This is a genomic window from Melioribacter sulfuriphilus (assembly GCF_051488685.1).
Classification (GTDB): Bacteria; Bacteroidota; Ignavibacteria; order Ignavibacteriales; family Melioribacteraceae; genus Melioribacter.
In genome coordinates this window covers 220,878-235,749 of the sequence record NZ_JBPSEH010000008.1, presented here as the reverse complement: position 1 = coordinate 235,749, position 14,872 = coordinate 220,878, and the positions used below count along the sequence as shown (strand labels likewise).

Annotated in this window: 14 protein-coding genes and 2 tRNA genes; 1 reads left to right on the top strand and 15 read right to left on the bottom strand. The window is 36.0% G+C overall.

Going from position 1 to position 14,872, the window contains the following annotated elements; all coding sequences use genetic code 11:
* Window positions 1-38 precede the first annotated feature (38 nt).
* From ACSSV9_RS12465 to ACSSV9_RS12455, 3 genes are all read right to left on the bottom strand, one after another.
* Window positions 39-320: a GIY-YIG nuclease family protein gene (locus ACSSV9_RS12465; RefSeq protein WP_437347579.1), complete on the bottom strand. Its 282-nt coding sequence runs from the start codon at window positions 318-320 to the stop codon at window positions 39-41.
* 40 nt (window positions 321-360) lie between these two features.
* Window positions 361-435 (bottom strand) — tRNA-Val (locus ACSSV9_RS12460).
* 161 nt (window positions 436-596) lie between these two features.
* Window positions 597-669: transfer RNA gene (locus ACSSV9_RS12455), tRNA-Gly, on the bottom strand.
* Window positions 670-1,019: 350 nt separating this feature from the next.
* Here ACSSV9_RS12455 and ACSSV9_RS12450 point away from each other — a divergent pair.
* Window positions 1,020-1,685 carry a M50 family metallopeptidase gene (locus tag ACSSV9_RS12450; protein WP_437347578.1) on the top strand — a complete coding sequence of 222 codons (666 nt, stop codon included), beginning with the start codon at window positions 1,020-1,022 and terminating at the stop codon, window positions 1,683-1,685.
* Between the two features lies 1 nt (window position 1,686).
* On the opposite strand, the gene ACSSV9_RS12445 is transcribed toward ACSSV9_RS12450, so the two are convergent.
* From ACSSV9_RS12445 to nuoL, 12 genes are all read right to left on the bottom strand, one after another.
* Window positions 1,687-3,033, bottom strand: coding sequence for an MFS transporter (locus ACSSV9_RS12445; protein ID WP_437347577.1), 1,347 nt, complete (start codon window positions 3,031-3,033; stop codon window positions 1,687-1,689).
* Window positions 2,966-3,478 (bottom strand): transcription antitermination factor NusB, encoded by a 513-nt coding sequence (gene nusB, locus ACSSV9_RS12440; protein ID WP_437347576.1) that lies wholly within the window; start codon window positions 3,476-3,478, stop codon window positions 2,966-2,968. Before nusB ends, ACSSV9_RS12445 begins: the two co-directional genes overlap by 68 nt.
* Window positions 3,479-3,553: 75 nt before the next feature.
* Entirely contained in the window at window positions 3,554-4,582 is a 1,029-nt protein-coding gene (locus ACSSV9_RS12435) for a YdcF family protein (RefSeq protein WP_437347575.1), read from the bottom strand.
* Window positions 4,579-5,376 (bottom strand): ABC transporter ATP-binding protein, encoded by a 798-nt coding sequence (locus ACSSV9_RS12430; protein WP_437347574.1) that lies wholly within the window; start codon window positions 5,374-5,376, stop codon window positions 4,579-4,581. Before ACSSV9_RS12430 ends, ACSSV9_RS12435 begins: the two co-directional genes overlap by 4 nt.
* Before the next feature lie 129 nt (window positions 5,377-5,505).
* On the bottom strand, window positions 5,506-6,051 hold the full coding sequence (locus ACSSV9_RS12425; RefSeq protein WP_437347573.1) for an energy transducer TonB: 546 nt from the start codon (window positions 6,049-6,051) through the stop codon (window positions 5,506-5,508).
* A 202-nt stretch (window positions 6,052-6,253) separates the two neighbouring features.
* Window positions 6,254-6,652 carry a VanZ family protein gene (locus tag ACSSV9_RS12420; protein ID WP_437347572.1) on the bottom strand — a complete coding sequence of 133 codons (399 nt, stop codon included), beginning with the start codon at window positions 6,650-6,652 and terminating at the stop codon, window positions 6,254-6,256.
* The gene (locus ACSSV9_RS12415) at window positions 6,642-8,210 is read right to left on the bottom strand and encodes an NAD(P)H-hydrate dehydratase (RefSeq protein ID WP_437347571.1); all 1,569 of its coding nucleotides are present in this window, start codon (window positions 8,208-8,210) and stop codon (window positions 6,642-6,644) included. Before ACSSV9_RS12415 ends, ACSSV9_RS12420 begins: the two co-directional genes overlap by 11 nt.
* A gap of 4 nt (window positions 8,211-8,214) precedes the next feature.
* Window positions 8,215-9,645 (bottom strand): NADH-quinone oxidoreductase subunit N, encoded by a 1,431-nt coding sequence (locus tag ACSSV9_RS12410; RefSeq protein ID WP_437347570.1) that lies wholly within the window; start codon window positions 9,643-9,645, stop codon window positions 8,215-8,217.
* 2 nt (window positions 9,646-9,647) lie between these two features.
* Complete coding sequence (locus tag ACSSV9_RS12405) at window positions 9,648-10,013, bottom strand: hypothetical protein (RefSeq protein WP_437347569.1); 366 nt, start codon at window positions 10,011-10,013, stop codon at window positions 9,648-9,650.
* Between the two features lies 1 nt (window position 10,014).
* Window positions 10,015-11,379: a sodium:proton antiporter gene (locus ACSSV9_RS12400; protein WP_437347568.1), complete on the bottom strand. Its 1,365-nt coding sequence runs from the start codon at window positions 11,377-11,379 to the stop codon at window positions 10,015-10,017.
* Between the two features lie 7 nt (window positions 11,380-11,386).
* Window positions 11,387-12,910 carry an NADH-quinone oxidoreductase subunit M gene (locus ACSSV9_RS12395; RefSeq protein ID WP_437347567.1) on the bottom strand — a complete coding sequence of 508 codons (1,524 nt, stop codon included), beginning with the start codon at window positions 12,908-12,910 and terminating at the stop codon, window positions 11,387-11,389.
* 17 nt (window positions 12,911-12,927) lie between these two features.
* Window positions 12,928-14,868, bottom strand: coding sequence for an NADH-quinone oxidoreductase subunit L (nuoL, locus tag ACSSV9_RS12390; protein ID WP_437347566.1), 1,941 nt, complete (start codon window positions 14,866-14,868; stop codon window positions 12,928-12,930).
* Between the last annotated feature and the right edge of the window lie 4 nt (window positions 14,869-14,872).

Genomic DNA, 14,872 nt, shown 5'->3' with positions numbered 1-14,872 from the left:
GGGCGCTGAAGGATTCGAACCTACGACCCTCCCGACTTTTAGTCGGGATGCTCTGAACCAGCTTCTTTCTCTTGTTTTAACTTTTCCAAATATTTTATGGCTTTCTCTACATTTTTCATCTTCTTTAATTTCCTCTCAAGACTTACAGCTTCAGAACGACTAATAACTTCATAACTTATTATTAACTTCCAGGAACCTTTATCCTTCGTATATTTTGACCTGTTATTAAAATGACGTGTAAGTCTGTCGTTCAGATCTGAAGTCTGTCCAATGTAACTGAAATTTTTATCAGATTTTAGTATGTAGACATAATAACTCATAAATAAAAAAACCTCGCTTTATTTACGAGGTCTTTTCTTGTGGGCGCTGAAGGATTCGAACCTACGACCCCCTGCTTGTAAGGCAGGTGCTCTGAACCAGCTGAGCTAAGCGCCCAATTATTTCTTTTTCAAAATGTAATTAATTTGTAATGTCTAAATATCACTAAAAGTGAATAGACAGTACTTAATTAAATACTCAGAAAAATTTTCAAAAAATTGAGTACAAATTATAGTTTATTTATAGTAAATATTCAATACCCCATGAAAATTTTTAAGAGCGGGCGACGGGATTCGAACCCGCGACATGCAGCTTGGGAAGCTGCCACTCTACCTACTGAGTTACGCCCGCTTATTCTTAATTTATTATTTTTTTCCAACCTGCCACTCTACCTCCGTCAACTGACGGATGAGTTACGCCCGCTTGTCCTTAATTTATTATTTTTTTTCAAGCTGCCACTCCACCTCCGTCAATCGACGGATGAGTTACGCCCGCTTATTCTTAATTTATTATTTTTTTCCAAGCTGTCACTCTACCTCCGTCAATCGACGGATGAGTTACGCCCGCTTGTTCTTGATTAATATTTTTGTATAATAAGAAATAACTATTTCAATGAACATTAGCTTACATTCGAGCTTTATCAATTACAAAATTATCAACAGTTGAATTCAGATTCAATATTTTTTTATAAGTTTATACCTATGAAAAAGTTCAATAAGTTAACAGAATTGATCATCATAGCGGCTTCACTTTTAGTGATTACTTTTTTCTGGAATACAAAGATCATATATCCAATAAAACTCTCACTGATATTGTTTCACGAAGCTTCGCATGCACTTGCAGCTTATGTCACTGGCGGAAAAGTAATTGGAATCGAATTAAACAGGGATCTATCTGGTGGCTGCATTATTGAAAATGGGAATGATCTGATTATTGCTCTAAGTGGTTATCCCGGAAGTTATACTATTGCAATCATATTATTTTTTTCTGCATACAATAATAAATTGAAAACTATTACTGAATTTGGCATACCTGCGGCATTAATTTTTATCACAGCAAATTTTATTAACAATTCTCTAATATCAATAATAGTTTTATTTATTGCTGTATCATTTTTTATAGTTGTGAGATTTACACCGTCTATTTTTAGTAATTTATTTTTCAAAATAACAGGTTTAATTGGCCTAATTTATGTCGTAGACGATATTCTTTCAGACTATTCTCAAGACAATTTGATGCAATCCGATGTTGCCCTGCTTTCTTATCTAAGTGGAATTCCCCGGCTGGTCTGGATTATTATATGGATTTTAATTTTTGTGGTTTTGTTTTTCTACGGCTGTAAAAAAATTATTATTACCAAAAATTGAATCACCTTTCGCGTACTCCCCCAAGAAAAATTAATCCAATGATAAAAAAAATACCGATACTCAGTATGGCATATTGTTGGCTACCGCTTAGATAACTTGTAATTCCAAATACAAGTGGCCCTAATATAGCAGAACTTTTTCCGAAAAAAGAATAGAAACCAAAAAATTCTGTTTTCTTGTCGTAAGGGGTTAGTTTGGACATCATACTTCTACTAATCGATTGTGTTGCACCCATTACCATTCCAGCAAGCAATCCAACAAGATAAAAATATCTACTCAATAATAAATGTCCATCAAATTCAAGATTAATATTAAAAAGCGATGCAGTTAATTTAATTAATGGCGCTTCTGTCGTACTTGTAAAATAAGCCAGTAATATGGTTGCAATCCAGATTGAAAGAGAAATTACTAACGATTTTTTTTGCCCAATTGAGTCGGATATCACACCGAACACTACTGAACCGATTATGGCAGTAGTTTGAACAATCATAAAGAACAAAATCAATTCTTTCATAGAAAAGGATAGCGTCGTACTGGCATAATTTCCCGAGAAATAAATTACCGTGTTAACGCCTTCGATGAAAAAGAAATATGATATAAGAAAAATCACAAGATTTCGATAATTCTTCAAATTCTTCAACGTGGCAGCCACTCTGCCAAATCCAATTGTGAAATATGACTCGTTTATTTCCCGACTTTTTCTTGAATCCTTCAGAAAGAGAAATAACGGAAGGGCAAAAACAAAAAAAATGAAAGCTGATAACGGAAATGTTTCTTTAATCATTTCTCGTTCTATAAAAGGATAAACAACAAGCAGTGTAGTAAAGGAACCTAAATATCCCATTGCAAATCCATAACCGCTTACTCTGCCGTAACTGCTTTCTTTTGTAATTTCTGGTAAAAATGAGTCATAAAATACAAGGCCTGCTTCAAATCCAATATTGGCCAGAATGAAAAGGATAAGTCCCCAAATCAAATCGCCACGATTAATAAAGTAGAGCATAAAAGTAGATAAAATGCACAGAGCAGTAAAAAACAATAAAAATCTTTTTTTACCCGCAGAATAGTCAGCTATAGCTCCCAGTACTGGTGAAATAAGAGCAGTAACAAACATTGAAACACTTGTGCCTATGCTCCAATAGAAATCCCCTATCGGTTCACCATTTGCTACTGTATGCTTGAAATAGACTGCATAAAGGAATGTAACAACAACAATTGAATATGAAGTATTTGCAAAGTCAAAGAGGGTCCAGACTAAGATTCGGAATTTTTCTTTATTTCTAAGATTCTTGATTGTCAAGAGTATCCAATGAATTTCTTTGGGACGACTTGGTAAGCGACTGGTCAATTAATCCCCTGCCGCTTTTATTTAACTTGCCCGACTCCTTTAGATCGGATAATATGGCATCGAGTATGCCGTTGATGAATTTATTGCTGTTCGAAGTGGAAAAGTCCTTAGCTATTTCGATTATCTCGTTTATGGTAACTTTGGGTGGGATATCAGGAAAGTAGAGCAATTCACAAATGCCAATTCGGAGCAATATCCTGTCGATTAATGCTATTCTGTCCATTTCCCAATTAGCGACTTTTTCCTTAATTTTTTCGTCAAGTTCATTTCTGTTAATAATTGTTTTTTCGATTAGTTCTCTGGCAAAGTCGATATCGGTTTGAACAGAAATATCAGACAGCAGACCATTTATTAACGCTTCTAAACCTTCGCCGTTGAGTTCATATGCATAAAGAACCTGGAGCGCTCTTTCGCGTAGAATTCGCCTTATTGATTTCTTGCTCATTATATAAAAGACCAATTTTTAACACACAAATCTAAGATACTTAGTGGTAAAATAAAAATTCTTCGGTAATAATTCTTAGATGGCAAACAACCAGAAAAGTATTAATGCAATGCCTTCCCTCAGTCTGTAATAAAATGCACGTGAAAAAATCATCTTATAGCCTGACGGTATTAAATCCACTTTAATACCGAAGAAGCTACAAGTTTGACTGATCCGTGGTAAATGAAATTTGTCCGAGATAAATACAATTTTTCCCGAATTATTTTTTTCTTTTTGATAATTATAAAGAAATTTAACCTGTTGGAGTGTTGTACCTGATTTATCTTCTTTTATAATGGACGAATCATCAATTCCAAGTTTCAACAAAAAGAGATATGCGGCATCTGCTTCGCTCAACTCACCGGGTGCTTTTCCGCCGGTTAAAATTATTTTTTTTATTTTTCCATTTCTGTAAAGATCAAGGGCTTTTCGCAATCGAGCCTCGAATATTGGGCTGGGTAGCTTTTTATTCCATACAGCCGCACCAGGAACAAGTGCATAATCGTATGTCTTGCTACTTGATTCATCCAACGACACGGGATAAAACCAAATATAAAACAGACTGATAATAAAAAAGAGTGCTAAAAGAAGTAATGTTCTGAACAGCGAAAACAAGTAAACAAACTTTTCTCTAAAAAATACATTACTCCAAAGATAGACAGCTAAATAAAGTTGAAAGAAAAAAGAGATTAGAAAAAGCAGACCAATGTGAACCTTTTTAATCTGGAAAGTAAAAAAGTATTCTTCTGATGTATATGAATCAAGTAAGTTTAGTAATCCTGTAAATTTATCTATTAATATCAGAATCAGAGGTAGAATAGAAAGTGTTAGCAACAGAGTTAAAAAAAACCTTGAAATACTTCTCTTTTTCTTTTGGGCAACAAGTAAACCAGTAATTGTTGTGAACGTTACAGCGATATTTAACAGATTTCCAAAATAGGAAGGATTATAGTTAACTGGACTCAATTCGTTATTAAGATATTTGAGTGTAGAAATAAATAAAAAAAGTACCGTAAATGCGGCAATAAAGAAAAGTAGCTTAATTTGTTTATTCGCGGCTTTCAATTCAGCTTATCAGGTTTTACCAAAACGTTTAAAATATCATCTTTATATTTAATTATTTCAACATTTACTTTGAATATCTCTTTAATATTTTTTTCGTTAAGAACTTCATTTTTTTTGCCAGAAATTACGATGCTGCCGTTAACCATAAAAGCGATATCATCCGAATAAACACCAGCCAAATTAAGATCGTGAGTAACTGCTATAACCGTAATTTTTTTTTGTTTTCTCAGTTCGTTAAGAATACCGTAAATACTGACCTGATGTTCGATATCGAGGTGTGCATTTGGTTCGTCGAGCAGGATTATAGAAGTATTTTGTGCAACAGCTCTGGCAATCATCACTCTCTGTAATTCGCCACCTGAAATTTCGTTAATTCCTTTATGTTTAATATGATCGATTTCGAACATTTCTAAGGTGTGTTTAACTATTCTTCTATCCTCTTCTTTTTCAAATCCCATAAAATTCATGTATGGAGTTCTACCCATCATCACAGTTTCATACACGGAGTACGGAAATGCGGAACTGATTTTCTGCGGAACATAGGCAATTCTTTTGGCTAAATCTTTTCTTTTATAATCGTTAATGTTAATACCGTCGATAAAAATATTCCCTTTTTCAGGTTCAATAAAGCGAAGAATTAACTTAAGAAGTGTAGATTTACCGCTTCCATTTGGGCCAAGTAGACTTAAAAATGTACCTTTCTTTACGCTCCAGTCGTCAACTCTGAGTTTGAATTGATTATATCCCGAGTGATTCTGGTAACTAAAACGAAGGTTGTTTATCTCAATTATCAATTTAATACTGCGGATATTTTATAAAAGCGGAAAAAATAAAAAAAATGGGCTTTCTAAAAGTATATTCAATTTTAGATTTAGTTTTCACGCAATTTGCGAAAAAACTTACTTTTAGAGAGCCCCAAAATTTTATTGAAGCTTGAATACAACGGGAATGGATACCTGAACTTTAACAGGTTTACCTCTTTGTCTGCCAGGTTTAAACTTAGTTTCCGTAACAGCTTTAACGGCAGCTTCGTCGCAACCGGCACCAATGCCCTTAATAACTTCTGCCTTTACAACATTTCCGTTTTCATCGACAAAAGCTTTGATATAAACTCTACCTTGGACACCGGCACGCTTTGCTATTTCAGGATAAATAATTCTTTTCTGAATAGCTTCAATACCACCTATTGGCTCGGGTTGTTCTTCAACAGCAACGAAGAAAACAGCCTCTTCTTCTTCTTCTTTAGCCTCTTCTTTAGGTGGTGGTGGCGGAGCTGATGTCACCTGCTCGTTTACATCGAGTTCGGTTTCCCCAATTGCTATATCCTCCAATACATCTTCGGATGGAGCTTCGATCGGAATTGGCGGCTTTGGAGGTGGAGGAGGAGCCGCTTCCTGTTTAGTATTTACTACATCCTCAACGTTTACCAATTCTTGCGCCGCTTCAAGTTTTACATCTTCTTTCTTCATCTCAGGGAAAAACTTGAAGGCAAGAATTATGACAGCCAGAGAGATAATAATACTAATCTCAAAAACTCTCTTATACTGTCTCCTTAGATCTGCCTTTGGATTTTTCTTTAAAGCCACAATTTATCTCCTATTTACACATTTAGCCTTAGCAAACTTAAAAAATTGAGAGTGAATAGTCAATTTGTTTTTCCTCTTTTACCTCTCATATTTTAAATTGTTTCTGCTCTTTTACAGTATTTAAAAATTTATGTATAATAAATATTCCCACCGTACCTCCAGTAATGTCAAAAATCAAATCGAATATATCGCAATACCTGCCTGGAATAAACGCCTGGTGTATTTCGTCAATTGAAGCATAAATAGTAGTAAACCAAAATGTAACGCTAAATGGTCTTTGTGCAAATTTGTAAATTTTATTCTGGAAATGGACAGTAAGTGTCAACAACATAGATAAGATAAGGTATGCGATGAAATGTTGTAATTTATCCTGCCATATAAATATTTGAGGTAATTTATCAGCGGGAATTGTTGTTAGAGAAAATAGAAATAACCAATATATTAAAAGTGGCGTGTAGACATAAAGACGCGGATTATTTCTCAATATTTGGTAAAAACGTATCAATAATGAATTTGATTGCATAAGGAATTTTTTCCGTTATATCATTAGCTGTGAAACCGTAAATTGTTTTTTCTTGAGCTAGCAAATCAGCAGCAAGACTGTGTAGATAGACACCTGCTATGGCCGAAGCTTCTATGTTGCTGGATTGTGCAACGAACGAAGCGACGAGGCCTGTTAAAATGTCGCCTGTTCCGAATTTAGCCATTCCTTGATTACCAATTGTGTTAATAAATACTTCTCCGGCAGGATTAAATATAATTGTAGGAGCACCTTTCAGAACAAGATGGCATTTATTCGTTAAAGCAAATTTTTTCGCCTTTGGTATTAGATCTGATTTCAACTCTTCAATTGTAACACTGACAAGATTGGCAAATTCTCCGGTATGCGGTGTCAATATACAATTCTTCAGTTCTAATTTTGAGTTTTTCAGTGCAATAATTGCATCTGCATCAATAACGAATTTTTTATTGCTATAGCTCTTAAGAATTTTTATTACAGCATTAATTGTTTCAGGTTCGTGTCCGAGTCCAGGTCCAATTGCAATTGCATCTGCCCATTTTATTTTTTCTTCAAGCTGAGATAATGCATTTTCAATTAAAAAGCCTTTCTGATCATCATTATACGAAAATACAATCGCCGAACCGAGTTTTATACGAATCATTTCTGCAATTGAATCTGGTACGGCCAGAACTACTGCACCAGCTCCCGCCCTCAGAGCCGATTCCGAAGCCATCACAGCAGCTCCTGGTAAATTCTTAGAACCAGCAATTAGCAACACCTTCCCTGCTGAATATTTGTGTACATCCCGTTTCTTTTCTGGCAAATTCAGGAAAGCATCTTCAGGTTCGATTAAGTAAGTATCTGTTTCCAACTGATTGTAATATTCTGACCCAATTCCAATCGAGCCTTTTACAACTTTACCACAGTGAGTATAACCCCTGCCATAAAAAAGCCCCGACTTGTATTCTGAAAGTGCTACAGTCAAATCGGCATTAAAAACAACACTACCGTATCCGGTGTCAACATCAAGTCCGGTTGGCAGATCGATGGCCACTTTATAAGCATCGATAGTATTTAATTTTTCAACTATCGATTTATACGGCTCTCTTAATTCTCCTTTACTACCCGTACCCAGTATAGCATCAACGATAACATCGGCGGTATTTAGTACGGAAAGGTCGGATAGCTTTTTGTACTTTATTAATTTTGAATCGGGATAATATTTGATTAGATTTTTCAGAACCTCAAAGTTCAAAAGTGCATCGCCTTTCAATTCTTTGTCATCTGCAAGTGCAACTACATTGACTCTGTAACCATTTATTAAGAGTTGGCGTGCAAGCGCAAATCCATCTCCTCCATTATTACCCTTACCCGCAACAATACCGAATACCATCTTTTCGGAGAGGACAAAGTGAGATTTAATCTGTTCTAAAATACTCCGTGCAGCATTTTCCATTAAAACCGTTCCGGGCAAACCGAGCTTTTCAATCGCAAACCTATCTGCGCTTCGTACTTGTTGGGATGTAAATAATGGAATCATAACTTTAACCAACAGCAATGCTGATGATTCTTAAAAGCAAGTCAGGAAATATTCCAAATAATAATACAAAAAGTGCTGAGATGACAATTGCAGATAAACTATAAGGACTGACGTTTAAGCTTAATTCTTTTTGAGGTTCCTTGAAATAGATATATACAACAACTTTAAGATAGAAATAGACGCTAATTACACTCGACAGTGCACCGACGATTGCCAACCACGTTAGACCACCTTCAATTGCCCCGAGAAATACATAATACTTACCGAAGAACCCTGCAAGCGGAGGAATGCCCGCCAGAGCAAACATAAAAAGCGACATAACTGCCGCAAGGAAAGGACTGCGAGAATTCAATCCCGCGTACGAATCGAGATCCAGATTAGTATCCAATTCGCCCTCAAGTACGGATATGACAGCAAACGCTCCGATATTCATAAAAGTATATGCAGCAAGATAAAAAATAATACCACTTATACTTTCTACATTGTTAGCAGCAAGACCTATGGACATATAGCCAGCATGTGCAATTGAAGAATATGCCAGCAGTCTTTTCAAATTACTTTGAGATAGTGCAATAATACTTCCAGCTATCATCGATAGAGTAGCAATTATTGCAAAATACGGCTGTAAAACATTATTTCCATTTACAGGAAAGGAAAGTGCAAGAAAGATTATAAGGACAGCGAAGGCTGCTGTTTTACCAGCCGTGGACATTAATCCAGTTACTGTAGTCGCTGCTCCCTGATAAACATCGGGCACCCACATATGGAATGGTACAGCTGCTATCTTAAAACTGAAGCCCACTACCAAGAGTAATACACCTGTCCAGAATAAGATATTTCCTTGCAATGAAAAGATTTTATCCACTATTGAATAGATACTCGTGGTTTGGGTTGAACCGTAAACCAGAGCTAATCCATAAAGAATAAAACCAGATGCGAAAGCTCCTAAAAGAAAATATTTCAATGCAGCTTCGTTTGCGGTTAATTTCTTTCTGTTAATTCCGGCAAGAATATAAAAACAAATCGACATCAATTCGAGCCCCATAAAAATCATTATCAAATCTTGAGTGCTTGCCATCAACATCATTCCAAGAACCGAAGATTGTATCAAAATATAATATTCACCGTAATAAGTACCGTATTTTTTGAGATAATCTGCAGAAGCCAGAACAACAAGCATTGCGGCGATATTAAAAATAAAATTAAATATAGCAGACTTTCCCCCTATGCCTATCATACCGCCGAAAAGCATTGTCTGATCATTTATATTCCAGAGCGATATGATACCTGTTGCCAAAAAAGCAACGGCGGAAAACCAGGGTAAAAATTCCTCGCTGCGTTTTAATGATATTTCTATAATTATCGATATTAATATAGTAGCTCCCAACAAAACGAAGGGAAGCATCATTAAATATTCTTGATTACTTGTAGGCATAATTACTCTATAAACAAAATGTCTTCGTTGGTTTCTTCAATAATTAATTTATGATTTTCTTTTATGTGCAAAACTAATTTTCTGTGATTCTGAAAATCAAAAATATCTTTACCATCCTCAACAACAACTAATTTAATAGTTTCAAATTCTGTGACCACTTCTTCGAGACTTGGATATTCAAAAAAATAAATTTCAGTAAAATAATCATGCTTATTGTAGCATGCTTCTTTTCTTTGATGGCTGAAGTCCATTATAATATCGTTTTCTACAACTGCTTTAAGAATGTCTGCTTTGAAGGGAAGAAGCACTCTGTTACCATAATGAAGCCCATTGATATTATTTTTCAAGACCTCATCTAATGTTCTCATTTTAACCTCGACCATAATAAGCAATTAACCATAAAATTGTAAATAATGGTAACAAAATCGGAATTGAATATTTAATTAAATATCCAAAGAAACTGGGCATTTTAATGCCTGCTCTTTCGCAGATCGATTTAACCATGAAGTTTGGACCGTTGCCAATATAAGTCATTGCACCAAAAAATACGGCCGCAACAGAGATTGCCTGCAAATACAAGGGATGCGACCAGGCAAACTCGCTCACGTGTTGTTTTATTGTTACATCCAGGCCATACTTGCCCAGCGCGGCACTAAGGAAATTCAAAAACGTGGGAGCATTATCAAGGAACGCTGATAGCGAACCAGTAGCCCAGTAAAATATTCCAGCGTTTAATTGCTCGCCATACAATTTAGCTTCGTAAGAAATTAATTGAAGCGCAGGTATCATAGTGGCAAAAATTCCGATGAAAAGATAAGCCACTTCCCTGATCGGTTCGAAATTAAATTCATTCTTTTCGAGTATTTCTTTATCCGCTTTTTTGTACGAAAGATAAACAATTGTAAACATTATGATTTCTCGTATACCAATCGGTAAAGGAGCCAACGAAGGCACCCAATTAAAAATTTTAGGATCGATAAATACCGAAATTAAAATTACCAATAAATAGATTAGATTTTTTGTGCCTTTGATTTCTATCTTACCAGTATATTCAGTGTCAGTCTCCGCAGCTTTATTCCTTGAATCAATTATATAAAATATTGCCATCAAAACAATTAATGTGGGTAACCATAAGTACCAGATATGTACAATGAACCAGAAGAAATCGACACCTCTTAAAAATCCAAGGAACAATGGTGGATCGCCAATTGGAGTTAATGCACCGCCAATATTACTTACAGAAAAAATAAAGAAAATTATGTGATAAGGTTTAATTCTGTTTTTGTTAATGCGAATGTACGGACGTATCAATAGCATTGATGCGCCTGTGGTTCCTATTATATTTGCAATAACTGAGCCAAATAGAAGCAAAATAATATTGAGTATCGGTGTTGATTTTCTGTCAATTTTTATATGTATACCACCTGAGGCTACAAACAACGATGAGAGTAGAGCAATAAAAGAAATATACTCGGCAGCTGTATGCAATAAGGAATGAGTATCATTTAATAAAACTAAATAATAAAATGTAGTAATACTTCCCAGTCCGATTGCAATTTTAGGATAATTTTTTTCCCAGAAGTGATGATAAAAAAGAGGACCTGTTGCAATCATGATCAACAGAACAATAAACGGAATAACCATCCATGGATTGGGCAAGGCATGAGACACTTCCGCATCCGAAGCAAAAATATCTTTCGATAAAAGAAGTGGTAACAAAAATAATTTTTTCATCTTTTCATTATTTAATTAATGACGTATACTCTGAAATCTGTCTCAATACTGAATCAACCGAAATCTGAGTCATATTTAAAAAAGTTGAAGGATAAACCCCAATCCATACGATAAAAATGAGAATAGGTATTAATACGATCATCTCACGTTGTGTTAAGTCAGTAAGCTGTTCTTTCAAAGCTGGATTTTTTACTTCACCGAAAACAACTCTTTGATACATCCATAATAAATAGACCGCTGCAAAAATAACTCCAGTAGCTGCAAAAACAACGTACCACCAACTATTGAGTACACCAGACTTAAAGGCTCCGAGTAAAATCAGGAATTCACCAATGAATCCATTTAAACCTGGCAACCCGATCGAAGAAAGTGAAACGATCATTAATATAGTAGAATAGAGAGGTACTATTTTAGCAATTCCACCATAGTATGCAATATCTCGTCTATGAGTTCGTTCGTAAATAGCGCCGACCAGCAAGAATAAGGCGCCGGTTGAAAGTCCGTGATTGATCATTTGAATTACAGCACCCTGTAGCGCTTCAGCATTGAATGCAAAAATTCCAAGTACAACAAATCCAAGATGAGACACCGATGAATATGCCACCAATTTTTTCATATCCGGTTGTACCATCGCAACCAGAGCTCCGTAAATTATACCAATTACCGCAAGTATCGATATAATCGGAGCGTATTCTATTGCCGATTGCGGGAATAAAGGCAAATTAAAACGTACCAACCCGTATGTACCCATTTTCAAAAGAACACCTGCCAGAATTACGGAACCTGCGGTGGGAGCTTCAACGTGCGCATCAGGCAGCCAAGTGTGTAAAGGGAACAATGGGACTTTAATTGCAAAACTTAAGAAGAAAGCCAGAAACATCCAGTTTTGAATATCTCTCGCTATAGTCGGAGCAACTTTATAAAGCTCGAGCAGATTGGTTGTAAAAGTGCCCGTTTGATTGGCAGCGTAAACAGCCAGCCATATAATAGCAACAAGCATTAATAAACTTCCGAACATCGTATAAAGGAAAAATTTCACGGAAGCGTATATTCTTCTCTCTCCTCCCCATATTCCAATAATAAAATACATCGGTATAAGCATCGCTTCCCAGAAAATATAAAACAGAAATAAGTCGATCGAAATGAACACTCCTATCATTCCTGCTTCGAGAAACAGCATGGAGAAAGTAAACATCTTAACATTCTTTTCAATAGCTTTCCATGTAGAAAGCAAAGTCAATGGTGTCAAAAACGTGGTCAATAATACAAGTATTAATGAAATTCCGTCAACTCCGACAAAATAACTGACGTTTAAACTTTCAATCCAAACTGATTGGTAAGTAAATTGGAATCCCGAATTAGTAGAGTCGAATCCAGCATAAATTGAAAGAGAAATAAGAAATGTAATCAAAGAGACAATCAATCCTGTCCATCTAATTAATTTCTCATTTTCCTTGTTGAAAAAGAGGACAATGATGCTGCCGACAATCGGGGTGAACAATAAATATGTTAATATATAACTGGATTCCATAATCTATATCGTGTTATTTATAAACTCATAATAAGCCATAGGAGCGCTATGGCAATACCAATCATCATGATAAAAGCGTAGAATTGGACGAAGCCGTTTTGAACTTTTCTGATTACTCCCGATATGCCACCTATTACACGCGCTGTTCCGTTTACGAGTCCATCTATTACAGCTGCATCTGTAAATTTCCAAAGAAATTTTTCTGAACCTTTTTGAATTGGCTGAACTACAGCAGCTTCGTACAATTCATCCACATAGTATTTATTCAATAAAATTCTATAAAGAGCGGCAAACTTTTCAGAGAGTTTTTGAGCAATTTCGGGTTTCTTCGTATAAATATGTAATGCTAAATAAATTCCTGTCAATGCAAGTGCTATAGATAGAGCCATTAGCATTATTTCTTCGAAATGCGTATGAAAACCGTAAATCGATAATTTTTCGAGGGCAGGCTGGTATACCGGCTCAAGCCATATTTCGAAAAGATTTCCGTGCTCACCTGAAAATACTTCCGGTATTCCAACATAACCTCCCACCACCGATAAAAAAGCCAGAATAATTAAAGGAACCGTCATTACAGCTGGTGATTCGTGAGGATGCACTTCGTGGTGATTGAATCTTTCTTTTCCTAAAAAAGTCAACGAGAAAAGTCTGAAAATATAAAATGCCGTCAACATTGCAGTAATTGCGCCGACAATCCAGTAGAATAAACCGCCATTGGCATATGAATACCAGAGAATTTCATCTTTGCTGAAGAAACCAGAAAATCCGGGAAAGCCCGAAATTGCCAGCGCTGCAATCAAAAACGTTATATATGTTCTCGGCATATATTTTTTTAATCCGCCGTAATGGCGAATGTCCTGCTGCTCGTGCATTCCATGAATCACAGATCCGGCGCCGAGAAATAAGAGAGCTTTGAAGAATGCATGGGTCATGACATGGAATATCGAAGCACCAAAAGCACCAACACCTGCACCAAGAAACATATACCCTAGTTGGCTGACCGTCGAATATGCCAATACCTTTTTAATGTCGTTTTGTACCAATCCAATTGTTGCCGCAAAAATTGCAGTAATCAGTCCAATTACAGCAACAACAGTCATTACACCAGGAGCTGATGCAAATATAACTGAGACACGAGATACCATATAGACACCCGCAGTAACCATCGTAGCTGCATGTATCAATGCTGATACCGGTGTTGGACCTGCCATTGCATCTGGAAGCCATACGTAGAGAGGTATTTGAGCAGATTTACCCGTTGCCCCGATAAATAAAAATAATGCGATCAAACTAAATGTCGTTTCTGATACTGGCAATGAGGCGGCTTTGCTAAAAACTTCGTTAAATACCAGCGAATCGAATGTAGAGAAAATCAAAAACATGCCGAGCAAGAAACCAAAGTCTCCAATCCTGTTAACCACAAATGCCTTTTTAGCAGCTTCGGCAGTAGTTCCTTTCTCGAATTTCCTGTCGTACCAAAATCCAATTAGCAAATAAGAACAAAGGCCTACTCCTTCCCATCCAAGAAACAAAAGCACAAAATTATCCGCAAGGACTAAATTCATCATAGCAAAGATGAATAGGTTCAAATAAGAGAAGAAACGCCAGAAGCCTTTATCACCATGCATGTAACCGATCGAATAGACATGAATCAAAAATCCGACACCGGTTACAATCAAAGCCATTGTAAGAGAAAGCTGGTCGATCAGATAAGCCGCATTAATTTTTAGACCTGCAACAGAAATCCACGTAAATAATTCAATTGTTTTCGACCTCTCTTCTGCAGGCAAGCCGATCGTTTCAATAAAAGCGAGAACTGTTATAAGGAAACTAATTCCTACGGTGCCGCTGCCAATTATACCGATTATTTTTTCATTTTTAATCTTTCTGCCGAACAGTCCGTTAATCAAAAACCCGAGCAACGGAAATACAACAGTTAAATAGATTAAGTCGATCATTAAT

What these genes read in the sequence shown, in the direction of transcription:
- ACSSV9_RS12425 (WP_437347573.1), bottom strand. Translation starts at nt 6,051, where the DNA reads ATGAAGAAAGAAGATGTAAAACTTGAAGCGGCGCAAGAATTGGTAAAC.
- ACSSV9_RS12465 (WP_437347579.1), bottom strand. Translation starts at nt 320, where the DNA reads ATGAGTTATTATGTCTACATACTAAAATCTGATAAAAATTTCAGTTAC.
- nusB (WP_437347576.1), bottom strand. Translation starts at nt 3,478, where the DNA reads ATGAGCAAGAAATCAATAAGGCGAATTCTACGCGAAAGAGCGCTCCAG.
- ACSSV9_RS12450 (WP_437347578.1), top strand. Translation starts at nt 1,020, where the DNA reads ATGAAAAAGTTCAATAAGTTAACAGAATTGATCATCATAGCGGCTTCA.
- ACSSV9_RS12400 (WP_437347568.1), bottom strand. Translation starts at nt 11,379, where the DNA reads ATGAAAAAATTATTTTTGTTACCACTTCTTTTATCGAAAGATATTTTT.
- ACSSV9_RS12415 (WP_437347571.1), bottom strand. Translation starts at nt 8,210, where the DNA reads ATGATTCCATTATTTACATCCCAACAAGTACGAAGCGCAGATAGGTTT.
- ACSSV9_RS12395 (WP_437347567.1), bottom strand. Translation starts at nt 12,910, where the DNA reads ATGGAATCCAGTTATATATTAACATATTTATTGTTCACCCCGATTGTC.
- ACSSV9_RS12410 (WP_437347570.1), bottom strand. Translation starts at nt 9,645, where the DNA reads ATGCCTACAAGTAATCAAGAATATTTAATGATGCTTCCCTTCGTTTTG.
- nuoL (WP_437347566.1), bottom strand. Translation starts at nt 14,868, where the DNA reads ATGATCGACTTAATCTATTTAACTGTTGTATTTCCGTTGCTCGGGTTT.
- ACSSV9_RS12405 (WP_437347569.1), bottom strand. Translation starts at nt 10,013, where the DNA reads ATGAGAACATTAGATGAGGTCTTGAAAAATAATATCAATGGGCTTCAT.